This is a genomic window from Pseudarthrobacter sp. alpha12b (assembly GCF_054130495.1).
In genome coordinates this window covers 2,782,570-2,804,754 of record NZ_CP196746.1, presented here as the reverse complement: position 1 = coordinate 2,804,754, position 22,185 = coordinate 2,782,570, and the positions used below count along the sequence as shown (strand labels likewise).

Below are 22,185 nucleotides of genomic sequence, written 5' to 3'. Positions count from 1 at the left end.
CCGCCCTTACCGGCAATAGCTGCGCCGGGAAGAGTCAAAGGCAGCCGGGAAACCACCGGCAACAACGGAAAGGAAACCAGATGTCCACCAACTACTACCGCCGCAATCACTCCGCCGGAATGTACGCGCCAACCGCTTCCGGGCAGGGGCCTGCCGGTCGAAATGGCGGCATTCGCAAAACCGTCGGGGCGCCGTATATGTCCGCTCCCGCCGTCGACACCAACGCAACCGTCCCCAGCGTATTCGTCCCGAAGGCACCCGTGGTGGGTGCATCCTTTCCAGCTGCATCCTTCCCGCTGCCCGGCAGCGTGGTGCAGCCTTTCCCGGGTTCGGTCCGCGCGCCCAAGGCACGGCGCAGCGTAAGGCTGCTGGGGTCGGAGGCCGGCATGGCTACGGCCGAATACGCCATCGCCACGCTGGCCGCGGTGGGATTTGCCGGGCTGCTCGTGTTCATCCTCCGCAGCGACGAGGTACGTGGCTTCCTCCTGAACCTCATCCGCACCGCCCTTGCTCTGCCGTGACGCGTTCGGCAGGAGTGCTGCCGTCACGCAAGTCCCTTGAAGCAGTGACCGGCAGCATGGCCTGCAGCAGCGGGGAGCCGGAACCCGCGGATAGAGCTGCGAACGCCCGGGGTACGGTAACGGCCGAGTTCGCCGTGACACTGCCGGCTGTGCTGGCACTGCTGGCCATGCTGCTTGCCGGGGCGGCCGCCGGTTTGACGCAATTGCGCATTGAGGAGGGAGCCCGGGCCGGTGCCAGGGCCCTGGCCCGGGGCGACGACCCCGCCGCGGTGGAACGGACCGTCAGGACGCTAACGGGCGGCTCGGCGACCGCGTCAATTGCCTCCGACGGAGAGTGGCTCAGCGTCACGGTCGCTGACCGGGTGCCCGGACCCCTGGGATCGTCCATCCCGTGGACCCTCACTGCACGTGCTTCCACCCGCAGCGAGACGGCGGGGACCGGCGCCGCCAGCGGTGGCGGTGCTGGGTTTACCGATGGCAAGGGAGTCCGATGATGGGAGGTGACGAAGCGTGCCACTCCGCCATCGGGAACGCGGATGGCCGTGAGCGCGGTTCGGGGACGGTCCTGGCGGCAGGACTGGCACTGGTGGTCATGCTGGCCATGGCCGTCATGCTGCTGCTGGCCCAGTCAGCCGTGCTCGCAAGCAGGGCGGCAGCAGCCGCGGACCTGGCGGCCCTTGCCGCGGCGGATGCCCTTCGTGGAATCACCACGGGGGAGCCCTGCACGGTTGCGGCAGAAGTGGCAGCACGGCACGCCGCCACGGTCCTTAGCTGTTCCGAGGGTTCGGGACAAACGATTGAGGTGCGTACTGAGCTCGGCGGGCGCCCGCTGCTTGGTGCCGCAACCGGACATGCCCGGGCAGGTCCTCCGCCCTAGGGACACAGCCCCTGCTGGGAGTCAGTTCCTGGCTCCCAGAGCCACCGGAGTGGCTTCCGTGGCGTCCTTGAGCAGCACGTCCAGCAGGGTTACCGCGGCGGCCTTGTCCAGCGGATTGTTCTTGTTCCCGCATTTGGGGGACTGGACGCAGGACGGGCAGCCGGACTCGCACTCGCAGGCCTTGATGGCGTCCCGGGTTGCTGCCAGCCACACCATGGCTTTGTCGAATCCCCGTTCGGCAAACCCGGCCCCGCCAGGGTGCCCGTCATACACGAAGATGGTGGGCACCCCGGTGTCGGCATGCAGGGCCGTGGAAACCCCGCCGATGTCCCACCGGTCGCTGGACGCCACCAGGGGCAACAGTCCTATCGCGGCGTGCTCCGCTGCGTGCAGGGCACCCGGGAACTGCGCTTCGATGAGGCCGGCCCCGGTCAACGAGCGGTTGTCCACCACGAACCACACCGCCTTGGTGAAGAGTTCGCGGGCGCCCAGCTCAAGGGGCTCCTCACCCAGGACCTCGTTCGATATCAGGGCCTTGCGCTGGAAGGAGACCACCTGCGTGGTCACCTTCACGTCGCCGAAGTGGACGGTTACATCACCCCACTGCATGGTCCGCAGGGTGTCCAGGACCTCGATCTGGGTTACGTCCCGTGCTGTTGTGTAGTAGTCGGGGTTGGCCCGGCGGACCATGACGCAGTGGTCGTCTTCGTTCAGGTCCTCCACAACGTAGGAGTCGCCCTGGTGGACGTACACCGCGCCCGTGTGTGCCTGGTAATGGGTCTGGGGTGAGTCCATGGTTCCCAGCAGTGAGCCGGTCTCGGCGTCGACGATGCTGACCGGGCCGCCGCCGTCGGCCCGGAGGTTGACCATGGCTGCCGCGCTTTGCGAGTGGGTCCAGAACCAGCCCGCGGGCCGGCGCCGGAGGTAGCGCTGTGCCACCAACCGATCCAGGAGCATTTCGGCCGTGGGGCCAAAGAGGTCCAGCTCGGCCGGTCCCAGGGGGAGTTCGGCTGCCGCCGCGCACAGGTGTGGCCCCAGCACGTAGGGGTTGGACGGGTCAAAGACCGTTGCCTCCACCGACACGTCGAAGATTGCCTCGGGATGGTTCACCAGGAAGGTATCCAGCGGATCATCACTGGCCACAAATGCCGCAATGGCGTCCTGGCCCGCCCGCCCGGCCCTGCCGATCTGCTGGAACAGGGATGCGCGCGTGCCGGGCCAGCCGGCCACGAGGACTGCGTCCAGGCCGGAGATGTCGATCCCCAGCTCCAAGGCGGAGGTGCTGGAAACGCCCAGGAGTTGGCCGGAGCGCAGGGATTTCTCCACCGCCCGGCGTTCCTCCGGCAGGTAACCCGAGCGGTAGGCGGCCACGCGCTGCGGGAGGCTCGGATCCACCTCGTCAAGGAGCCGCTTGGTGATAGCGGAGATGGTTTCGGCGCCGCGTCGGGACTTGATGAAGGCGATGGTGCGGACCCGGGCGGATACCAGGTTGGCCAGCAGGTCCGAGGTTTCGGCCACGGCGGTCCGCCGCTCCTTGGCTCCGTTCTCGCCCCTGATGTCGGTCAGTGCCGGTTCCCACAGTGCCACGGTAGTGGCCCCGTGCGGCGAGCAGTCGCGGGACACTGCCTTGACGGGGGCTCCGATGAGGCGTGAAAACGAGACGTCGGGATCGGAAGCGGTGGCGGAGGCAGCAATGAACACCGGTTCCGGGAATGAGGTTCCCGCCCCGTAATAGGCGCAAATCCGGCGGAGCCGCCGCATCAGGTTGGCCACGTGTGATCCGAACACGCCCCGGTAGCTGTGTGCTTCGTCCACGATGACGTAGCGAAGCCGGCGGAAGAAGCCGGCCCACCACGCGTGGTTGGGAAGGATGCCAAAGTGCAGCATGTCCGGGTTGGCCAGGATGAAGTTGGCGTGGTCCCGGATCCACCGGCGGGCGGAGGGATCCGTATCGCCGTCGTAGGTCTCCGCCCTGACCGTGGGCAATTTCAGGGCGCGGATGGCGTTCAGCTGGTCCGCCGCCAGCGCCTTGGTGGGGGAGAGGTAGAGGGTGACGGCGCCGTCGTCGTGAATTTTCCCGGGCTCCGCAAGCACCCGCAGCTCGGACCGGTGGATCGCGTCCAGCGCCGGCAATTGGTAGGCCAGCGACTTCCCGGATGCTGTTCCGGTAGCCACCACAACATGCTCCCCTGAATGCGCCGCATTGGCCGCATCCACCTGGTGCCGGTAAGGCTCGCCGATGCCCAGTGCCCCGTACGCCGCAGCAATGTCCGGATGCACCCACTCCGGCCAGGGTGCGTGGACCGCCTCCCGCGCCGGTATGGTGCGGACATGACGGAGCTGTTCCGGTTCCGGGCCGCGGCCCAGCAAAGGAATCAGGGAGTCATGGGGGTTCACCCCACTATTCTTCCATCCGGTGCCGTACCGCGCGTCCGCGGTTCACCCACGGGAAAACAGTACGGGGCATACTTCCAGGTGGGACGGCTCAGCTCAGCGAAAGATCCGACCCCTCATGCGACGCCGAGAGCATCAGGACCCGGGCGATTGTTGTCCAGCCAAGATGCGAATAGAGCTTTCGCCCGTCCCGGGACGCCAGAAGGAGGCCGGTCCGGATGCCGCGCCCGGAAGCCTGGGCCGCCAAGGCACGCATGACCAGGCTCCCCAAGCCCCTGCGCTGGAACTCCGGCTGGGTGACGATCTGGTCGAAGACGGCGGTGTCGCCCACCACGAAGGCCCGGCCGCCCGCCGCAACCGTGTCCCCGGAACGGACTTCGGCGTAATACACGCCGTCCTGTTCGAACGTGGAAAGGCTCAAATCGTCGTCGGAAAGCCAGGGATCCTCCGCGTCCTGGGTCTCCATGTCAACGATCATCATCGCTTGGGAATCAGAGGTGACATTCAGGCCTTGCCGGCCTGCCATCGCCGCATACCGGGAGGGATCGTTGGTGAGGATGGTCAGCACCCGGGCCGGGGATTCCGCCGTCCGGGCGGCGAGGGCGGCGAACTCGCCATCGGTGGGTTCGGACGCAAAGACTTCCCACTCCCCGCTGGTGTCAGCGCGGAGCGCAGCGGGAAAGCGGCCCTCCGTGGAGGTCCGGTAGCCGCGACATCCGGCCCAGCCGGCAACCCACACTTCGAGCAGGCCAGTGATGTCTTCAACCAGGGCTTCCGGGCTCATGGCAGAAGACTATTCCAGCCCGATCGCATGCAACAGGGGATGCGGAAGTGCTTATGCAATTGTGATACGTCCCGTGTGCAGCGCGCGCCTGGGGCCGGGCCCGAGGCTCAGCCAGGACCGGGCGGGCAGCGCAGCCGGTACCCTTAAATACGTGGCTTTGAACAAGATTGTGCTTTTTTACGGCTTTACCCCCATTGCTGACCCGGACGCCGTGCGTCTGTGGCAGCGTGCCCTGTGCGAGAAGCTTGGCCTGACCGGCCGCATCATCATTTCCAGGGACGGGATCAATGCCACCGTTGGCGGGGAAATCGGCGCCGTTAAGCAGTACGTCAAGACCACCCGCGAGTACTCCGGGTTCCGCGGCATTGACGTCAAATGGTCCGACGGCGGTGCGGAGGACTTCCCCCGGCTCAGCGTCAAGGTGCGGGACGAGATTGTCTCCTTCGGAGCGCCCGGAGAACTCAAGGTTGACGCCGCCGGCGTGGTGGGCGGCGGGAAGCACCTCAAGCCAGAGCAGCTCCACGAGCTCGTGGACGCCAGGAAGCGGGACGGCGAGGACGTGGTCTTCTTCGATGGCCGGAACGCCTTCGAAGCACAGATTGGCCGGTTCAAGGACGCGGTGGTGCCGGAGGTCGCCACTACCCACGACTTCATCAAGGAGCTGGAGTCCGGCAAATATGACTCCCTGAAGGACAAACCCGTGGTGACCTACTGCACCGGAGGCATCCGCTGCGAGGTGCTCTCCAGCCTTATGGTGAACCGCGGCTTCAAGGAGGTCTACCAGCTCGACGGCGGGATTGTCCGTTACGGCGAGGCGTTCAAGGACCAGGGGCTCTGGGAGGGCTCGCTGTACGTCTTTGACAAGCGCATGCACCTGGAGTTCAGCGAGGACGCCAAGACCATCGGCGAGTGCGCCAGATGCTCCGCGCCCACCAGCAAGTTCGAGAACTGCTCCAATCCGAGCTGCCGCACCCTGACCCTGTACTGCGCCGATTGCGCCGCCAGCCCGGAGACACTCCGCTGCCCGGAAGGCTGCGCGGCGGCCTGAGCCCCGGGCGGCCAGCAGTGAGGGCCGGCCAGACCGCACTAAGCGGATAGCATCAGAGCCGGTGCACGCGGAACGCGAAGTTCGCCGCGGTCCTGGCCTCCACCCTGACCGTGAGGACGCTGTCCGTTGACAGGTAAATGACGTTTTCGCGGTTGATGCCGCACCGCAGGCCCAGGTCCACCAGGGTGAGGGTCTCGGTGCGGACGGTAAAGGTCACCCGGCGCTGGCTCCGGCAGGCAATCGCAAGAATGTAGGTCCCGGTTTCCAGCACCGGCGACGAGACGACCCGGACCTCCCCGGCCGCCAAGAGCCCGGCGTCGGCCTGGACCACGGGCCCGGCAGTGCCGGGAAGTGCCCGGGATACCCAATCGCCCAGCTCCGCGTCGCTCACCGGGTCCTGCTGCAGCGGGTCGCGGGTGAAGGCCGGCGTCGGGGCAACGGTCGCGGTGCCCTGCGCACTCCCGGCCCGGCCGTCGTCGTACGTATATTCGCAGCCAGCCAGCGCACCTGCCGCAAGCACGAGTCCAAGGGCGACGGCGGCCGCCGGCTTCGGTGCCAGGGGCGCCCGTGCTGGCCCTTCGGGAAAGGGCGCGGAGATTCCCCGCACGCTGGGCATAGTCCGACCTTATGCCCGCAGCGGGCGGCGGGCCAGAGCCGGAACGAGGCGTTATTGGGCTGGTGCCAGCTGGTAGGCGTAAAGCAGCGGAGCGTCGACGCTGGAGGTGCTGATTTCGACTCGTCCGGCGGCGGGCAGGATGATTTTGGTGGGTTCCTGGCGGCCGTTGCAGGCTGCCCCCGCCTCCGCCACGGGCTTCCCGTCCAGCGAAACCGCGAAGAAAGCCTTGCCGGTGCCGTCGCACACCGTCGTGAGCGTGTAGCTGCCGGCGGGGACCCGTGCGGCCTCCTGCACGATGCGGTCCCGGTTGAGGATCTTTCCCGAATCCTGGAGCACAATGCCGGCCGGAGAAGATGGCAGCGCCGTGGCACGCCACTTGGGAACGTCCGCGTTCTCCACTGAGGTCACTGGTGAACATCCCGCCGCGGCAATGCAGAGGGCCGCGGCAACCAGTGTCCCCGGCAGCGGACGGCGGACTGCAGCGGCTGCGGTGCGGGCACGCGGAAGGAAGGAAAGGCTGGCAGGCATGGCTCCACCGTACCCCCGCGCCAACGCCGGACTAAACTTGGGCGGTGCCTAAATCCCCTTATGAGTTCACTGCCGGCAACACCCCCGACGCTCCCCGCAGCGACCTCCCGGACCTGCTCGCCGCCCTTGCCGCGGACCTGCGCGGGCTGGACTATACCCTCGACGGCGTCGCCCGGCTGCTGGGCCCCACGGCCTCCGCGGCACTGAACCGGGACCAGATCATTCCCGCGTTGCTCGCTGTGGAGCATGCAGTGGGGGCGGACAACCGGGCGGCGCCGCTTGCCGCCGTCGTCCGCCTGTGGCTTCTCGCCGAGCCGCAGGAACGGGAAGCGTTCGACGCCGCCCTGCCGAACACCGGCGCCGAAGGCCTCCTGGAGCTTGGGCTGGTGCAGCCCGTTCCCGGCTCGGGCCTGCTCACCGCCAAAGCCGACCTCCGGCCGTACGGCTGGGACAAGAACGACGACGGCAGCGGTGGCGCTGAGCTGTGGGTGGCCAGCGACCTCGCCGCCCACCAGCAGGCGGGGGTGCTCCGGCACGACCACGTCCTGGGCATCGGGCAGGCATCCACCACCCTGGTGCAGACCACCATCCGACGCCATACCGAGCGCGCCCTGGACCTGGGAACAGGCTGCGGCATCCAGGCCTTCCACCTGCTCCACCACTGCCAGCACGTGACGGCCACCGACATCTCCGAGCGTGCGCTTGCCTACGCCCGGTTCAACATCCTGCTCAATGCGGAGGCACTGTCCGTCGACCCGGCCCGCCTCGAAGACCGGGTGAGCCTGCGCCTGGGTTCGCTCTTGGAGCCCGTTGCCGGTGAGGAATTCGGGCTGGTGGTCTCCAACCCGCCGTTCGTCATCACCCCGCGCAGCACCGGCGAGGACGCGGCGGACCAGTTCACCTACCGCGACGGCGGCCTGCCGGGCGACGAGATCGTGGCCGCCCTGGTGGCGGAGCTGCCCGGCGTCCTGGCGCCCGGCGGCTGGGCCCAGATGCTGGGAAACTGGGAAGTCGCCGCCGGCAGCAGCTGGGATGAGCGGCCCAAGTCGTGGGTGCGGCCGGGCACTGACGCCTGGTTCATCCAGCGCGAGCAGGTCAGCCCGGAACAATACGCCGAAACCTGGCTGCAGGACGCCTCGGAGTCCCGGGACCGGCAGCACTACCGGGAGGCGTATGCCGCCTACCTTGCGGATTTCGGGTCACGGAATGTGGAAGGAATCGGCTTCGGCATGGTCTGGCTGCGCCGCCCCGCTGACGGACGCCCTTCCGCCATCAGCCGCTTCGAGGAAATCACCTACCCCATTGAGCAGCCCGTCGGCCCCCACCTGGGCGCCGCCGTCGAACGCAGCGACTGGCTCGCTGCCCATGACCTTGCCGGCACGCACCTGCTTGTGGCGGACGACGTCACCGAGGAGCGCCACCAGCGCCCCGGGGCTGAGCACCCCGGCGTGATCCTGCTCCGGCAGGGTGCGGGGCTGCGGCGCACCAACCTGATGAGCACCGGGCTGGCCGGGTTTGTGTCAGCGTGCGACGGCGACCTCACCGCCGGGCAGATCGCCGGGGCCTTGGAGGCCCTCCTGGGCGGCCAGGACGGGTTCGACGCCGGGACCTTCCAGGGTGCGCTGCTCGCCGACGTGGCCAACCTGGTCCGGGACGGCTTCCTCATTCCGGCCGGAATTTCCGCCCAGCCCTAAGCCCCCTCATGCCCTGAACACAGCCCCGTCTTTTCCACATGAATGCGCACGATTCCCCAAAATATGGTGAACTAGGCGAACATGGGCTCATCTGCCCCAGCAACCTTTTTCTGTAGGAGCACCGTGCCAAGCAAGGCCAAAACCGGCAAGAAACTCGTGATTGTGGAGTCTCCGGCCAAGAGCAAGACCATCGCCAAGTACCTCGGCGAGGGCTTCATCGTAGAGGCCTCCATCGGTCACATCCGCGACCTGCCGCAGCCCTCCGAACTCCCTGCCGAGCTGAAGAAGACGTCGGTGGGCAAGTTCGCCGTCGACATTGAGCACGACTTCAAGCCGTACTACGTGGTGTCCCCGGACAAGAAGAAAAAGGTGACTGAGCTCAAGGCCGCGCTCAAGGACGCCGACGAACTTTATCTCGCAACCGATGGGGACCGCGAGGGCGAAGCCATCGCGTGGCACCTGCTGGAAGTGCTCAAGCCCAAGGTTCCGGTGTACCGGATGACATTCGGCGAAATCACCAAGGAAGCCATCCAGCGCGCCATGGGCAACCTGCGCGACGTGGACCAGGACCTGGTGGACGCCCAGGAAACCCGCCGCGTCCTGGACCGGCTCTACGGCTACGAAATCTCGCCCGTGCTGTGGCGCAAGGTGGCACGCGGCCTGTCCGCCGGCCGCGTGCAGTCAGTGGTCACCCGGATGGTGGTGGACCGCGAACGGGAGCGCATGGCCTTCAAGGCGGCCTCCTACTGGGACCTGACGGGCCAGTTCGGCGCCGAGTCCGGCTCGTTCAAGGCCAAGCTCGCCGCCGTCGACGGTGCCAAGGTGGCCTCAGGCCGCGACTTCAACGACAACGGCGAGCTCACCTCCCGGAACGTGGCCCACCTCAACGAGGAACTGGCAACGTCCCTGGCGGCCGGGCTGCAGGATGCTGACTTCCGCGTCCGCTCGGTGGACACCAAGCCGTACACGCGCCGCCCGGCTGCGCCGTTCACCACCTCCACGCTGCAGCAGGAGGCGGGCCGCAAGCTTCGCTTCTCCTCCAAGAGCACCATGCAGGTGGCCCAGCGGCTGTACGAAAACGGCTACATCACCTACATGCGTACGGACTCGTCGGCACTGAGCGACGAGGCCATCACGGCAGCCCGCCGCCAGGCCTCCGAGCTGTACGGCCCCGAATACATTCCGCAGTCACCGCGCGTCTACTCCAACAAGGCAGCCAACGCGCAGGAAGCGCACGAGGCCATCCGCCCCGCCGGCGACTCCTTCCGCACGCCCGCCCAGGTTGCCAAGCAGCTTTCCGGGGACGAGTTCCGCCTCTACGAGCTCATTTGGAAGCGCACGGTCGCCTCCCAGATGGGCGACGCCAAGGGCTCCACGGCCACCATCCGCCTGGGCGCCGTGTCCACCGACGGCCGGGATGCCGAGTTCTCCGCCTCCGGCACCGTGATCACGTTCCCCGGCTTCCTCGCCGCCTACGAGGAAGGCAAGGACGAGACGCGCGGCGACGACGACTCCGACGAAGCACGCCGGCTGCCCAACGTTGCCAAGGACGACTCCCTCACTGCCTCGGACATCCAGGCCGTGGGCCACGAGACCTCGCCGCCGCCGCGTTACACGGAAGCGTCCCTGACCGCGGAACTGGAGAAGAAGGGCATCGGCCGTCCGTCCACCTACGCCTCCACCATCTCCACCATCCAGGACCGCGGCTATGTCCGGAAGCAGGGCTCGGCCCTGGTACCCAGCTGGATCGCCTTCTCGGTCATCCGGCTCCTGGAGCAGCACTTTTCCGACTACGTGGACTACGAGTTCACCGCCGACATGGAAGGCGACCTGGACAAGATCGCCAACGGCCAGGAAGCCGGCGCGTCCTGGCTCCGGCACTTCTACTTCGGCGAGGACTCCGATCCGGGCCTGCTGAGCATCGTCAACAACCTGGGCGAGATCGACGCCCGGGAAATCAACTCGATTCCCATCACGGACGAGATCACCCTCCGGGTGGGCAAGTTCGGCCCGTACCTGGAAAGCTCAGCCGCCGTGGTGGACCCCAAGACGGGCGAGATCGTGGAATCGGCGCGGGCCAACGTGCCCGAGGACCTGGCACCGGATGAGCTCACCGCGGCCAAGGCCATCGAACTCATGGAGACGGCGGCGCCGGAGGAACGCGTGCTCGGCAGCGATCCGCACACGGGGCACACCGTGGTGGCCAAGAACGGCCGCTATGGTGCCTACGTCACCGAGGTCATTCCCGAAATGACCGAGGAACAGATCGCCGCCCAGCCGGTGGAGTACTACAAGAACGGCAAGCCCAAACCGCCCAAGAAGCCTGTCAAGGCGAAGCCGCGCACAGGTTCGCTCTTCAAGTCCATGACCGTCGAGTCCGTCACCCTGGACGAGGCCCTTCAGCTCATGAGCCTGCCCCGGGCGCTGGGGGAGGACGCCGAAGGCAACCTCATCACGGTCCAGAACGGCCGGTTCGGGCCTTACCTGAAGAAGGGGACCGACTCCCGCTCCATCGGCTCCGAAGAGGAAATCTTCACCATCACCCTGGAACAGGCCCTGGAGATCTATTCGCAGCCCAAGCAGCGCGGCGCCCGTGCCGCCGTGCCGCCGCTGGCCGAGTTCGGCCCGGACCCTGTCTCCGAGAAGAACATTGTGGTGAAGGAAGGCCGGTTCGGGCCCTACATCACTGACGGCATCACCAACATCACCGTTCCCCGCGCCACTTCCCTGGAGGAACTTACGCGGGAACAGGCCGTCGAGTTGCTGGCCGAAAAACGCGCCAAGGGACCGGTCAAGCGGACCGCCACCCGCAAGGCGCCGGCCAGGAAGAAGGCAACGGCCAAGAAGTAGTGCCGTGGCCGGCGCGTTTGCGCCGGCCACCGGATCGTGATCGGCTAGTTGCATGACTCAACAGCCCGGAATTGACGACACCACTCCGCTCAACGACCTTGAAGAGAAGCTGGCCTCCGGCGGAGAGCCTGAGGCGAGCCCCGTGGACGTCATCCTGTCGTTCCTCAACAGCGAGGTCTACATCATCAGCTCGGACACGGTGGAGGGCGTGGACTCCCAGGTGGAGCCCCTGGTCCTTGCCAATGCCGACGGCGACCCAGTTCTCGCCGTTTTCTCGCACCCGAGCAGGGTGGACCAGCAGTACCTTGAGGCTGCTCCCAACGTGCTGGGCACGCAGGGTGCCGCCATCATCGCCAACCTTGGCGATGAACTGGGCATGGTGATCAACCCCGGAGCAGCCTACGGTTTCGAGATCAATCCCGAAGGCGTTGCCAACATCAGGCGCGACTTCAAGCGCGCTGACGAGCAATAATGTCCCCATGCGTCTAGGCGTCCTCGATATCGGTTCCAATACTGTCCATCTGCTCCTGGTGGATGCCCACCCGGGTGCGCAGCCGGTGCCTTTCGCGTCCCACAAGCGGCCGCTGTCCCTGGTGCAATACCTTGAACCGGACGGCAGCATCAGCGACGAGGGCCAGCATGAGCTGACCGAGTTCGTGCTGGAGGCCTGGGAGTTCGCTGCGCGGCATAAGGCCGAGGACCTGCTGGCCTTCTGTACCTCGGCCATCCGCGAGGCCACCAACGGCCCCGCGGTGCTGGCCCGGGTCAAGCACGAGACTACGGTAACCCTCCAGGAACTGACCGGCAGCGAAGAGGCGTCCATGACGTTCTTCGCTGTCCGCCGCTGGCACGGTTGGGGAGCCGGTCCCATCCTGAACCTGGACATCGGCGGCGGCTCCTTTGAAATGGCCTTTGGCCAGGACGAGCTGCCCGAGGTGGCCACCTCGGTGCCGCTGGGTGCCAGCCGGCTCACCAGGGATTGGCTCCCCGAGGATCCGCCGTCGGCCAAGAGCGTCAAGGAACTCCGGCGCTACATCCGGGCCACGCTCAAGCCGGCCGTTCGCGAATTCGACGGCCTTGGACGGGCAAATGTGGTGGCCGGTACCTCCAAGACCTTCCGCTCACTGGCCCGAATCGCGGGCGCCGCTCCCAGCGCTGAAGGCCCCTACGTCAAACGCGAACTGCACGCCTCGGACCTGGGCATCTGGACCCAGCGGATCTCAGCCATGAGTTCGGAGGACAGGCTGCACCTTCCCGGCGTCTCCGAGGCCCGGGCCCATCAGCTCCTCGCCGGCGCCCTGGTGGCCGAGGCTGCCCTCGAGATGTTCAAGTTCAAGAAGCTCCGCATTTGCCCGTGGGCGCTGCGTGAAGGGCTCATCCTGCGGCGACTGGACCAGCTGGTATTTTCCGGCCCCCTGCAGCCCGCACCCCATGTCGCCGGCTCGCCACCCGTGGCAGCAACGGTCTAACGGTTAAAAGCGGAAGCACCGGGGCCGGCAACAGGAAAATGGGGGAAAACCTGCTGCCGTGCCACCGGTGCCCTGGCAGGCATCCCCATGCCTGCCGCATCACTCGCACCCTCAATGAGGTAATAACTACGTTAGGATCCCAAGTTGTGTGCTGCCTGCGCTGAAGGTGGGAGTTGCCTGTGAATGCCTGCGAACTGCAATGATGGAGGCATGAGCAACCGAATCGCATTCCTTGGCTGTGGATCCATGAACGAAGCCATTCTTGGCGGACTGCTGGAGGCAGGGACGGATCCGGGGGATGTGGTGGCCACGGTCCGCCGCGCAGAGCGCGCCTCGGAACTGGCCGGGCGGTACCACGGGATCACCGCCATCGCCGGCGAGGAAGAACCCGACAACAACAGGCAGGCTGCCAAGGGGTCCGCCGTCGTCATCCTTGGCGTCAAGCCGGTGGGCATCGCGGACCTGGCCCGGGAAATCAGCCCCGCCCTTTCGCCGGACACCGTGGTGGTCAGCGTGGCTGCGGCCGTGTCCATCGCCCAGCTGGAGGCAGCGCTGCCCGCAGGCCAGCCGGTGATCCGGACCATGCCCAACACGCCCGCAAAGCTGGGCCGCGGCGTTGTGTCCGTCTCGCCCGGCACGCACTGCACCCCTGAACAGCTCCAGATGGTCAAGGACATCCTGCAGGGAGCCGGAACTGTTGTCGAGGTCCCCGAAGAGCAGGTGGATGCGCTCTCGGCCATCAGCGGTTCCGGCCCTGCCTACGCCTTCTACCTTGCGGAGGCCATGGCGTCGGCGGGGGAGGAACTGGGCCTGGACCGTGAGCTGTCCCTGCTGCTGGCGCGCGAAACCGTAGCCGGTGCCGGGCTCATGCTTGCCGAGCCCGGGGCAGACCCCTCAGCGCTGCGCAAAGCCGTCACCAGCCCCAACGGCACCACCGAACGCGCCATCGCCACCTTCGATGAACAGGGCATCCCGGCCATCATCGCGGCCGGCGCCCGCGCGGCAGCTGACCGGGCAGCGGAGATCACCAGGCAGCTGGGTTAGGGGCGCGCGGCGAACCGCTCCAGCAGGTCCACGTGGCCGGAGACGATCAGCATGTCCCGCGAGGACACCTTGGTCTCGGGCCGGGCGTACGTGAAGTCCTCGCCCGGGGACTTCACGCCCACAATGGTGACGCCGTACTTGGAACGGACCTTTGACTCATCAAGAGTGAAGCCCACGGTCTCGCGCGGCGGGTACATCTTCACGATGGCAAAGTCGTCGTCGAACTCGATGAAGTCCAGCATGCGCCCGGACACCAGGTGCGCGGCGCGGACACCGGCGTCGGCCTCGGGGTAGATGACGTGGTTGGCGCCGATCCGGGTCAGGATCTTGCCGTGCGACGGGGTGATGGCCTTGACCCACAGGTGCTCGATGCCAAGGTCCACCAGGTTCACGGTGATCAGCACGGAAGACTCGATGGAGGTGCCCACGCCCACGACGGCGGAGCTGAACTCCTGGGCGCCCAGCTGGCGGAGTGCATCGATATTGGTGGCGTCGGCCTCCACCACATGGGTCAGGAGGGGTGCCCATTTCTGCACCAGGTTCCGGTCCCGTTCGATGGCAAGTACTTCCCGGCCCTGCTTGACCAACTGCTCCGCGGTGGATGAACCGAAACGGCCCAGGCCGATCACCAGTACCGGGGCGTTGTGGGCGGGGCGCCGGGGGGCGTCTGTAGAACTAGCCAATGATCGGCCTCTCTTCGGGATAGTGGTACAACTGGCTGCGCTGCCGCAGGGCCAGCGCAGCGGCGAGGGTCACAGTGCCCACGCGGCCGGCGAACATGAGTGCCGTGAGGACGTAGACACCTTCTGGTGGCATCTCCGCGCTGAGGCCCGTACTGAGGCCGACGGTGGCAAAGGCCGAGATCGTCTCAAACAGTACCCGGTCCAGCGAAGCGCCGCTGAATTGCAGCAGCAGGAACGCGGAGACCGAGACCAGGGTGGCCCCGGCAACGATCACGGAGATTGCCACCCGCATGGTGCCCTGCGGGATGGTCCTGCCGTAGACCTTGACATCGGCGTCGCCGCGGGCTTCGGCGACGATGGCCAGGAACATCACGGCGATGGTGGTCACCTTGATGCCGCCGGCCGTGGAAGCCGAGCCGCCGCCGGCGAACATCAGGGCGTCGGTCAGCAGCTTGGTGGTCGACTCCATCTGGTTCTGGTCCACCAGGTTGAATCCACCCGAGCGGGTCATCACGGACGCGAAGAGGGAATGGGTGATCTTGTCCCCGAGGCCCATTTCTCCGATGGTCCGGACGTTGTCCCATTCCATCAGCGCCCAGAGCAAGGTTCCCGCCACCAGGAGGATGAAGGACACCTGGATGGTGAGCTTGGTATGGAGGTTCCATTTCTTCCAGTTCAGGCCGTTCTGCTGCAGGACCATCACCACCGGGAACCCCAGGCTGCCCATGAAAACCCCCACCATGAGGGGGATCAGGATCCACAGGTCCGTCTCGTAGGGCACGATGCCGTCCGAGTGCGGCGTGAAACCGGCGTTGTTGAACGACGAAATCGAGTAGAAGACACCGTGCCAGACAGACTGCCAGAACGGCTCACCCAAGGTGAGGAACCGGGGGATGAGCGCGAGCGCCAGAACCCCCTCGATGACCACGGACGTGGTGATGACGATCCGCAGCAGGGTGCCAACCTCGCCCAGGCGGCCGGCGTTGTTCATGGACTCCGCGGCGATGATCTTGCCGCGTACACCCAGCCGCTTGCTCACCATGAGCGCCAGCAATGACGCCAGCGTCAAGGTGCCCAAGCCGCCGATGAAGATGCCCACCAGGATCACCAGCTGGCCGAAGAAGGACCAGTGGACCGCCGTCGACACCACCGTAAGTCCCGTAACGCACACCGCCGAGACGGCCGTGAACAGCGCCTGGTGGATGGGGGTGGGAGTTCCGTCAGCTGAAGAGACCGGCAGTGACAGCAGGAAAGTGAAAACCGTGCAGACGGCGCCGAACGCCGTCAGCGCCAACCGTGCCGGGGTGGTGTTGGCGATGTCGTCAATGAAGTCGCGCAGCCGCGTGAGGACCCAGAGGCCCTCCCGCTCCTGCGCCGGGGGGTGCCAGGTTGCCGGTGTCCGGGGCCTCGACTGGCTCTGCGTCATGTGTGGCTTTTCCTCGGTTGAAACGACTTCCCCCAGTAGTAAACCACTAAAGCCCGCGTCACGGCCGGTGGGCGGCAGCGCGGCCTCGGGTAGCCTGTGATTGATGACATACCTGCCCGGCCTCAGTCAGTCCGCGCCGCCAACGATGGTGGCGTGGAGTCCTGACATGACAGCCTACAACTTCGGTCCGGGCCACCCCATGGCGCCGGAGCGGATGGACCTGACGGCCCGCCTCGCCCGCAGCCTGGGGCTCTTCGACCTGGACCATGTTGACGTCGCCGCGCCGGAGGTGGCGTCCGACGCGGAACTGCAGTCCGTCCACTCACCTGATTACGTGGCTGCAGTCCGCCGGGTCAGTGCGGACCCCTCGCAGCCGGACGAGTCACGCGGTCTTGGCACCGAGGATGATCCGGCGTTTGCCGGCATGCATGAAGCCGCGGCACGCCTGGCCGGCGGCTCACTGCTTGCGGCCAGCCGCGTGCTGGAGGGCTCGGTCGTGCACGCCGTGAACTTCGGCGGCGGCATGCACCACGCCGCCCGGGAGCGCGCCAGCGGATTCTGCATCTACAACGACGCCGCCCTTGCCGTGCAGAAGCTGCTCGACGGCGGAGTGGGCAAAGTGGCCTATATCGACGTCGACGCGCACCACGGCGATGGCACCCAGAACATCTTCTGGGACGATCCGAGGGTCCTCACCATCTCGCTGCATGAGACGGGCCTGACGCTCTTTCCCGGGACCGGCTTTGCCAACGAGATCGGCGGCCCCGCGGCGGAGGGGACTGCCGTGAATGTCGCCTTGCCCGCGGGCACCGGGGATGCCGGCTGGCTTCGCGCCTTCTACGCCGTGGTGCCGCAATTGGTTGGCGCATTCCAGCCCGAGGTGATCGTGAGCCAGCATGGGTGCGATTCACACCGCAGCGATCCCCTGACGCACCTCAACCTCAGCGTGGACGGACAGCGCGAGGCAGCCAACGCCGTCGGGCATTTGAGCGAGCGCTACTGTGACGGACGGTGGATCGCCACCGGCGGCGGAGGCTACAACGTGCTGGACGTGGTGCCGCGGGCCTGGAGCCACCTGGTGGCTATCGCAGCGGGACGGCCCGTGCCGCTTCGGACACCCGTGCCGGGGGACTGGCGGCAATACGTGATGGAGAAGTTCGGCAGGGAGGCGCCCGCGCTCATGGGGGACGACGTGGAGCTGTGGTGGCGGTCCTGGGAAGTGGGGTTCGACCCCAATGACGCCGTTGACCGCACCGTCATGGCCACCCGGAAGGCAGTGTTTCCGCTGCACGGGCTGGATCCATGGTTCGACTAGTCCGCCGGGAACTTCGCGCCGCCGAAATAGTTGATGCCTTTAGACGTATATGTCGCTAGGGTGGAGGCATGGTGACAGACGACGTATTTGCCGTCATAGCGGAATCCACCCGGCGGGATATCCTGGTGGCCCTTCGGGCAGGAGACAAAGCCGTGGGGGAACTGGTGGAGGAACTGGCGGCGAGCCAGCCCACCATTTCCAAGCACCTGAAAGTCCTCCGCGAAGCCCAGCTGGTCAGCATGCGCGCGCAGGGCCAGAAGCGCTACTACGCCTTGAACCGGGGCCCGCTTGAGGGCATTGCCAGCTGGCTGGAAACGTTCGACGTCGGCACTGGTGCCAGCGCGGCCGCGTCACCGGCCGGCCATGGCCAGGCAGCCACCGGCCAGGCAGTCGCTGGCCCGGCAGAAGCCGGCGTGGTGGTCCCGGCCCACCTGCAGGAAGGCGTCGCCGCTGCGGCCGCTTCGCTGCCGCCGGCCCCCAGGACCGAGGTGCCGGCGGCGTCGCAGGCGCCCCGGGAGGAAGTCCCGGCGCACCTCCTGGTGCGGGAGGGCGCCGAGCTGAGCCCCGCCGTCGTCATCCCCGGGGGCACCGCCGCGCCGCTGAGCGACGACAGCGTTCCGCAGCAAATCGGGCGCACCGTCGGCCGTGCCGCCACCAAGGCGGCGGACCTGCTGGCCAACCTGCCCAACCTGCCAAAGTTCGGCCGGAAGAAGTAACAGTCTTAATTGCCCTGCAGCCGCACGTGGTCCGGGGTCAGGTCTGACACCTTGCTGACGCCCAGCAGTGCCATGGTCCGGGCCATGTCCTTCTCAAGGATCTGCAGGGTACGGTCCACGCCCGCGCGGCCGCCGGCCATCAGGCCGTAGAGGTAGGCGCGGCCGATCAGCGTGAAGTCGGCACCCAGGGCCAGCGCTGCCACAATGTCCGCGCCACTCATGATGCCCGTATCCAGCATGATGGCGGCATCGGTGTTGTCAGCGCTGAAGGCCTGCTTGACCTCGGGGAGCAGGTGGAACGGGATGGGGGCCCGGTCCAGCTGGCGGCCGCCGTGGTTGGACAGGACCACGCCGTCGGCGCCATGGTCCACCACGCGGCGGGCATCCTCGACGGTCTGGATGCCCTTGACCACCAGCTTGCCCTTCCAGGTTTCACGCAGCCAGTCCAGGTCCCCGAACGTGAGCGTGGGATCGAACATGGAGTTGATCAGGTCCGCCACGGTTCCGGTGTAACGGGACAGTGAGGCGAAGGTCAGCGGCTCGTGGGTGAGGAAGTTGAACCACCAGGCGGGCCGGTAGGAGGCGTCCAGGACTGTCTTGAGGGTCAGCGCCGGCGGGATTGTCATGCCGTTGCGGACGTCCCGGAGGCGGGCGCCGGCCACGGCGGTATCAACGGTGACCATGAGGGTGTCGTTGCCTGCCTTCGCGGCGCGCTCGATCAGTTCCAGGGACCGGTCCCGGTCCGTCCACAGGTACAGCTGGAACCAGTTGCGCCCGTTGGGGGCGGCGGCGGCCACGTCCTCGATGGAGGCGGTGCCCATGGTGGACAGGGTGTAGGGGATGCCCGCGGCTTCGGCTGCCTGCGAACCGGCGTACTCACCCTCGGACTGCATCATCCGGGTGAAGCCTGTCGGGGCAATGCCAACGGGAAGCCGCGATGGTTTGCCCAGGATCTCGGTGCTGAGGTCGATGCTGGAGACGTTCCGCAGGATGCCGGGCCGGAATTCGATGTCCAAAAATGCCTGGCGGGCCCGGCGGAGCGTGATTTCCCCTTCGGCCGCACCATCCGTGTAATCGAAGGGTGCCTTGGGGGTGCGGCGTTTGGCGATGTCGCGGAGCTCCCAGATGGTGCTGGCCCGCTGAAGCCGGGCAGCCCTGCTGAACTCCGGCTTCTTGAACTGCATCAGGGGCGCGAGGTCCGAGTATCTGGGGACGCGGCGCTTCAGGGCTGCGGGAAGGGCGGACGACGACGGTGCTTTGGCGGGTGCCGGCACTGCGGGGACGTCCGTGGTGTCCGGCGCCGGGGTGGCTTCCGGATTGTTGGGCTGGACGGTGTGGGTCATGGCTCTCCTATGGTCAGGTAGCTTCGCGGGTCAGCCGTGGACGGTGCTGCGCGGCGCCTTGGCGGGCCCTGTGCTGGCCCGGACTTCCAGCCGCGGCTGGTAGCGGCTGCCAGGGGTTTCGTTCTCTTCCTTGCGGATCAGTGCCCGGAGCTGGTGCCAGGCCTGTTCGCCCAGTTCGGTGATCGGGACGGCGGCGGTGGTGAGTGCCGGCGTCGTGTACCTGGCAAAGGGGATGTCGTCGAACCCGGTCACTGAGATGTCGCCGGGGACATCCAGCCCGCGCTCGTGGAGGCCGCTCATGAGGCCCATGGCCACAAGGTCGTTGAAGGCCAGGATTCCGGTGGCTCCGCACGCGAGCACGGCGTCCACCGCTTCGTGCCCGGTATCGAAGTCCGAGCCGCCTTCCAGCATGGTGACTTCCACATCCGGGTGGGCGGTCTTGAAGGTCTCAAGGCCCTTGAGCCGCATGTCGTTGGAGGCGCTGTGGGGCGGACCTGCGAGGAAGGCCAGGCGGGTGTGGCCCAGTTCCACCAGATGCCCTGCGATGTCCTGGACGCCCTGGCCATAGTCCACCACCAGGCTGGGGACGCCTGGGGCGGTGGTGGTGCGGTTGATCAGCACCAGCGGGTGGAGCGAGGGGACGATCTCCTCGAGTTCGGCGTCGGTCATGCGCGGGGCGCACAGGACCAGGCCGTCACACCGCCGGCGGGCCTCGCCTGCCAGGATGGATTCCTCGCTGGACACTTCGAATGAGTCCGCGATGAGCACCCGGTAGCCGTCCTGTGCGGCGGCCCGGCTCAGGCCGCGGAGGATCGCCTGGAAGGTGGGGTTGGCCAGGTCCGGCACAACGATGCCGATGGTGTCCGTCTTGCCCAGGGCCAGGCTGCGGCCAACGGGGTTGGGCTGGTACTTCAGTTCTGCGGCGGCTGCGCGGACCCTGGCGGCAATGTCCGGGTCCACCGTGAAATTGCCGTTCATGACACGCGAAACCGTGGCATGGGAAACTCCTGCCTTCACGGCGACATCCGCGATGCCGATCCGGCCGCTTGCCGATTTCCTGGCCATGGGGAACCCTTCTTTTGCGCCGTGGGCGGGCGCCGCCGGGATCGTGTGGTGTCCGGGGTGGGCCAGCCTTGCGGCGGGTGCTTTGAAAGACAGCATATACGGGAGTGGGAAAGCGATTTCTATCCCTTTCCCGGCGATTTTCCCGCATGGACCGCATGGGAGTCCCCGACGAGTGCAGAAAACGTTTTCTTTCAGTGCTGGAGTGGTTGACGGATCCGTAGGCGGGTTGATACAACTTCTATAGAGAACTGAGAAAACGCTTTCTCGCGTGGTGCACCTGAGCGCCATCGCCGCACGACAGTGGCCGTTCCCACGGCCGGGTTATGAGCTTTCGAAAGGGACCCCCATGGTCAACACAGCCGAGACAACTCCGGTCGCAGTTGCTTCCGGGCCCGGCACTGCCGCCGGTACCGCCACCGCTGCCGCCCCATCCACCAAACTGCAGGGTGGCCGGAAGGCCCGGATTGCCCTGATCGGCACCGGCGGCCGTTCGGAGATGTACATCCGCGCCATCTTCGGCAAGCACGCGGACACCGCCGAGCTGGTGGCCTTCTCCGACGTGAACCCCGGCCGCGTGGAGTTCTACCAGAAGCTCATCCAGGAACTTGGTGCCCCAGGGCCCGTGGCATCCTTTGATCCGGCGGACCTCACCGCATTTATCCATGCCAACAACATCGACCGGGTCATCGTCACCACGCCGGACTACACCCACGCCGATTACATCGTGGAGGGACTTCGCGCCGGAGCGGACGTCGTCGTCGAGAAACCCCTCACCATCGACGCCGAGGGCTGCCGCCGCATCACCCAGGCCGTGCATGAGACCGGCCGGAACGTGGTGGTCACGTTCAACTACCGCTACTCGCCCCGTAACAGCGCGCTCAAGGAAATCATCCAGAGTGGCGTGATCGGCAAGGTCACGTCCATCGACTTCAGCTGGGTCCTGGACACGGTGCACGGGGCGGACTACTTCCGCCGCTGGCACCGCGAGAAGAAGAACTCCGGCGGCCTGCTGATCCACAAGGCTTCCCACCACTTCGACCTGGTCAATTGGTGGATCGACGATGTCCCGGAGCGCGTCTTCGCCTCCGGCGGCCTGAAGTTCTACGGCGACAAGAACGCTGCCGAGCGGGGCCTGGGGCCACGCCCGGAGCGGGGAACGCCCGACGCCGATGCCCCCGCGGGCGCAAAGGACCCCTTTGCGCTTGACCTCAGGGAGGACGAGCGGCTCAAGGCCCTGTTCCTGGACAACGAGCATTACGACGGCTACCGGCGCGACCAGGATGTGTTCACCGGCGGCATCACTATCGAGGACAACCTGGCGCTGGTAGTGGAATACCAGGGCGGGCCCCGCCTGAGCTACTCGCTGAACGCCCACAGCCCGTGGGAGGGCTACCGGGTGGCGGTCAACGGTACCGAGGGCCGCGCCGAGCTCGAAGTGGTGGAACGCGCCGCCGTCCTGCACAGCACGGACCAGAAGACCGTGGTGGATCCGAGCGCAACGCCGGTTGAGGAAGAGGACGCGGTGCGCCGCAACGGTGAGCGCCTGGTGGTCCAGCGGCACTGGGAGGCGGCCTACGAGGTGCCGATCGTCAACGGTGAGGGCGGCCACGGCGGCGGAGACGAACTGCTCCTCTCGGACCTCTTCAACGGCCCGGGAGAGGATCCGCTGGGCCGTCCTTCCGGCTACCTGGACGGGCTGCGGTCGGTGTCCGTAGGCATTGCCGGAAACCGGTCGCTGGAAACGTCCCTGCCCGTCCGGGTCGAGGACCTGGACCTCGGCGCCGACCTTCGCCGCGGCAAGTAGAGGGAAAA

20 protein-coding genes are annotated in these 22,185 nt (G+C 66.9%); 12 read left to right on the top strand and 8 right to left on the bottom strand.

Features of this window, described 5'->3' with window-relative positions; all coding sequences use genetic code 11:
* Positions 1 to 80: 80 nt before the first annotated feature.
* From ACTAQI_RS12925 to ACTAQI_RS12915, 3 genes are read left to right on the top strand one after another with little or no spacing between them, the layout of a single operon-like run.
* Complete coding sequence (locus ACTAQI_RS12925; RefSeq protein WP_457946379.1) at positions 81 to 521, top strand: DUF4244 domain-containing protein; 441 nt, start codon at positions 81 to 83, stop codon at positions 519 to 521.
* Positions 518 to 1,015 (top strand): TadE family type IV pilus minor pilin, encoded by a 498-nt coding sequence (locus ACTAQI_RS12920; protein ID WP_457946378.1) that lies wholly within the window; start codon positions 518 to 520, stop codon positions 1,013 to 1,015. Before ACTAQI_RS12925 ends, ACTAQI_RS12920 begins: the two co-directional genes overlap by 4 nt.
* Positions 1,012 to 1,398 (top strand): Rv3654c family TadE-like protein, encoded by a 387-nt coding sequence (locus ACTAQI_RS12915; protein WP_457946377.1) that lies wholly within the window; start codon positions 1,012 to 1,014, stop codon positions 1,396 to 1,398. Before ACTAQI_RS12920 ends, ACTAQI_RS12915 begins: the two co-directional genes overlap by 4 nt.
* A 21-nt stretch (positions 1,399 to 1,419) precedes the next feature.
* Here the strand turns inward: ACTAQI_RS12915 and ACTAQI_RS12910 are convergent, their stop codons facing one another.
* Positions 1,420 to 3,795, bottom strand: coding sequence for a DEAD/DEAH box helicase (locus ACTAQI_RS12910; protein ID WP_457946376.1), 2,376 nt, complete (start codon positions 3,793 to 3,795; stop codon positions 1,420 to 1,422).
* Between the two features lie 88 nt (positions 3,796 to 3,883).
* The gene (locus ACTAQI_RS12905) at positions 3,884 to 4,576 is read right to left on the bottom strand and encodes a GNAT family N-acetyltransferase (protein WP_457946375.1); all 693 of its coding nucleotides are present in this window, start codon (positions 4,574 to 4,576) and stop codon (positions 3,884 to 3,886) included.
* A 151-nt stretch (positions 4,577 to 4,727) separates the two neighbouring features.
* Here ACTAQI_RS12905 and trhO point away from each other — a divergent pair, with 151 nt between their 5' ends.
* On the top strand, positions 4,728 to 5,624 hold the full coding sequence (gene trhO / locus ACTAQI_RS12900) for an oxygen-dependent tRNA uridine(34) hydroxylase TrhO (protein ID WP_457946373.1): 897 nt from the start codon (positions 4,728 to 4,730) through the stop codon (positions 5,622 to 5,624).
* Between the two features lie 52 nt (positions 5,625 to 5,676).
* On the opposite strand, the gene ACTAQI_RS12895 is transcribed toward trhO, so the two are convergent.
* Together ACTAQI_RS12895 and ACTAQI_RS12890 are read right to left on the bottom strand one after the other, a co-directional pair.
* Entirely contained in the window at positions 5,677 to 6,240 is a 564-nt protein-coding gene (locus ACTAQI_RS12895) for a hypothetical protein (RefSeq protein WP_457946372.1), read from the bottom strand.
* Positions 6,241 to 6,291: 51 nt separating this feature from the next.
* Positions 6,292 to 6,768: a hypothetical protein gene (locus tag ACTAQI_RS12890; protein ID WP_457946371.1), complete on the bottom strand. Its 477-nt coding sequence runs from the start codon at positions 6,766 to 6,768 to the stop codon at positions 6,292 to 6,294.
* A gap of 44 nt (positions 6,769 to 6,812) precedes the next feature.
* Between ACTAQI_RS12890 and ACTAQI_RS12885 the strand changes: the two genes are divergently transcribed.
* The 5 genes from ACTAQI_RS12885 (at position 6,813) to proC (ending at position 13,825) form a co-directional block, all read left to right on the top strand.
* The gene (locus ACTAQI_RS12885) at positions 6,813 to 8,462 is read left to right on the top strand and encodes a DUF7059 domain-containing protein (protein WP_457946369.1); all 1,650 of its coding nucleotides are present in this window, start codon (positions 6,813 to 6,815) and stop codon (positions 8,460 to 8,462) included.
* A 123-nt stretch (positions 8,463 to 8,585) separates the two neighbouring features.
* Positions 8,586 to 11,312 (top strand): type I DNA topoisomerase, encoded by a 2,727-nt coding sequence (gene topA, locus ACTAQI_RS12880; protein ID WP_457946367.1) that lies wholly within the window; start codon positions 8,586 to 8,588, stop codon positions 11,310 to 11,312.
* 52 nt (positions 11,313 to 11,364) lie between these two features.
* Complete coding sequence (locus ACTAQI_RS12875) at positions 11,365 to 11,784, top strand: SseB family protein (RefSeq protein WP_457946365.1); 420 nt, start codon at positions 11,365 to 11,367, stop codon at positions 11,782 to 11,784.
* A gap of 7 nt (positions 11,785 to 11,791) precedes the next feature.
* A complete protein-coding gene (locus ACTAQI_RS12870; protein WP_457946364.1) occupies positions 11,792 to 12,781 on the top strand; it encodes a Ppx/GppA phosphatase family protein in 990 nt (329 codons plus the stop codon).
* A gap of 210 nt (positions 12,782 to 12,991) precedes the next feature.
* Positions 12,992 to 13,825 carry a pyrroline-5-carboxylate reductase gene (gene proC / locus ACTAQI_RS12865; protein ID WP_457946362.1) on the top strand — a complete coding sequence of 278 codons (834 nt, stop codon included), beginning with the start codon at positions 12,992 to 12,994 and terminating at the stop codon, positions 13,823 to 13,825.
* On the opposite strand, the gene ACTAQI_RS12860 is transcribed toward proC, so the two are convergent.
* Both ACTAQI_RS12860 and ACTAQI_RS12855 read right to left on the bottom strand, forming a co-directional pair.
* Positions 13,822 to 14,508 carry a potassium channel family protein gene (locus ACTAQI_RS12860; RefSeq protein ID WP_026265713.1) on the bottom strand — a complete coding sequence of 229 codons (687 nt, stop codon included), beginning with the start codon at positions 14,506 to 14,508 and terminating at the stop codon, positions 13,822 to 13,824. The two genes, proC and ACTAQI_RS12860, sit on opposite strands and share 4 nt — an antisense overlap.
* Positions 14,501 to 15,934 (bottom strand): TrkH family potassium uptake protein, encoded by a 1,434-nt coding sequence (locus tag ACTAQI_RS12855; RefSeq protein ID WP_457946361.1) that lies wholly within the window; start codon positions 15,932 to 15,934, stop codon positions 14,501 to 14,503. Before ACTAQI_RS12855 ends, ACTAQI_RS12860 begins: the two co-directional genes overlap by 8 nt.
* A gap of 103 nt (positions 15,935 to 16,037) precedes the next feature.
* Between ACTAQI_RS12855 and ACTAQI_RS12850 the strand changes: the two genes are divergently transcribed.
* Together ACTAQI_RS12850 and ACTAQI_RS12845 are read left to right on the top strand one after the other, a co-directional pair.
* A complete protein-coding gene (locus ACTAQI_RS12850; protein WP_457946360.1) occupies positions 16,038 to 17,249 on the top strand; it encodes an acetoin utilization protein AcuC in 1,212 nt (403 codons plus the stop codon).
* Between the two features lie 68 nt (positions 17,250 to 17,317).
* Complete coding sequence (locus tag ACTAQI_RS12845) at positions 17,318 to 17,965, top strand: ArsR/SmtB family transcription factor (RefSeq protein ID WP_457946359.1); 648 nt, start codon at positions 17,318 to 17,320, stop codon at positions 17,963 to 17,965.
* Between the two features lie 5 nt (positions 17,966 to 17,970).
* Here the strand turns inward: ACTAQI_RS12845 and ACTAQI_RS12840 are convergent, their stop codons facing one another.
* On the bottom strand, positions 17,971 to 19,308 hold the full coding sequence (locus tag ACTAQI_RS12840) for an alpha-hydroxy acid oxidase (protein WP_457946358.1): 1,338 nt from the start codon (positions 19,306 to 19,308) through the stop codon (positions 17,971 to 17,973).
* Between the two features lie 30 nt (positions 19,309 to 19,338).
* A complete protein-coding gene (locus tag ACTAQI_RS12835; RefSeq protein WP_457946357.1) occupies positions 19,339 to 20,373 on the bottom strand; it encodes a LacI family DNA-binding transcriptional regulator in 1,035 nt (344 codons plus the stop codon).
* A 346-nt stretch (positions 20,374 to 20,719) separates the two neighbouring features.
* Here ACTAQI_RS12835 and ACTAQI_RS12830 point away from each other — a divergent pair, with 346 nt between their 5' ends.
* On the top strand, positions 20,720 to 22,177 hold the full coding sequence (locus tag ACTAQI_RS12830; RefSeq protein ID WP_457946356.1) for a Gfo/Idh/MocA family protein: 1,458 nt from the start codon (positions 20,720 to 20,722) through the stop codon (positions 22,175 to 22,177).
* Positions 22,178 to 22,185 lie beyond the last annotated feature (8 nt).

What these genes read in the sequence shown, in the direction of transcription:
- ACTAQI_RS12850 (WP_457946360.1), top strand. Translation starts at nt 16,038, where the DNA reads ATGACATACCTGCCCGGCCTCAGTCAGTCCGCGCCGCCAACGATGGTG.
- ACTAQI_RS12915 (WP_457946377.1), top strand. Translation starts at nt 1,012, where the DNA reads ATGATGGGAGGTGACGAAGCGTGCCACTCCGCCATCGGGAACGCGGAT.
- ACTAQI_RS12830 (WP_457946356.1), top strand. Translation starts at nt 20,720, where the DNA reads ATGGTCAACACAGCCGAGACAACTCCGGTCGCAGTTGCTTCCGGGCCC.
- proC (WP_457946362.1), top strand. Translation starts at nt 12,992, where the DNA reads ATGAGCAACCGAATCGCATTCCTTGGCTGTGGATCCATGAACGAAGCC.
- ACTAQI_RS12845 (WP_457946359.1), top strand. Translation starts at nt 17,318, where the DNA reads ATGGTGACAGACGACGTATTTGCCGTCATAGCGGAATCCACCCGGCGG.
- ACTAQI_RS12925 (WP_457946379.1), top strand. Translation starts at nt 81, where the DNA reads ATGTCCACCAACTACTACCGCCGCAATCACTCCGCCGGAATGTACGCG.
- ACTAQI_RS12855 (WP_457946361.1), bottom strand. Translation starts at nt 15,934, where the DNA reads ATGACGCAGAGCCAGTCGAGGCCCCGGACACCGGCAACCTGGCACCCC.
- ACTAQI_RS12840 (WP_457946358.1), bottom strand. Translation starts at nt 19,308, where the DNA reads ATGACCCACACCGTCCAGCCCAACAATCCGGAAGCCACCCCGGCGCCG.
- ACTAQI_RS12905 (WP_457946375.1), bottom strand. Translation starts at nt 4,576, where the DNA reads ATGAGCCCGGAAGCCCTGGTTGAAGACATCACTGGCCTGCTCGAAGTG.
- ACTAQI_RS12835 (WP_457946357.1), bottom strand. Translation starts at nt 20,373, where the DNA reads ATGGCCAGGAAATCGGCAAGCGGCCGGATCGGCATCGCGGATGTCGCC.
- ACTAQI_RS12890 (WP_457946371.1), bottom strand. Translation starts at nt 6,768, where the DNA reads ATGCCTGCCAGCCTTTCCTTCCTTCCGCGTGCCCGCACCGCAGCCGCT.
- ACTAQI_RS12870 (WP_457946364.1), top strand. Translation starts at nt 11,792, where the DNA reads ATGCGTCTAGGCGTCCTCGATATCGGTTCCAATACTGTCCATCTGCTC.
- ACTAQI_RS12875 (WP_457946365.1), top strand. Translation starts at nt 11,365, where the DNA reads ATGACTCAACAGCCCGGAATTGACGACACCACTCCGCTCAACGACCTT.
- ACTAQI_RS12895 (WP_457946372.1), bottom strand. Translation starts at nt 6,240, where the DNA reads ATGCCCAGCGTGCGGGGAATCTCCGCGCCCTTTCCCGAAGGGCCAGCA.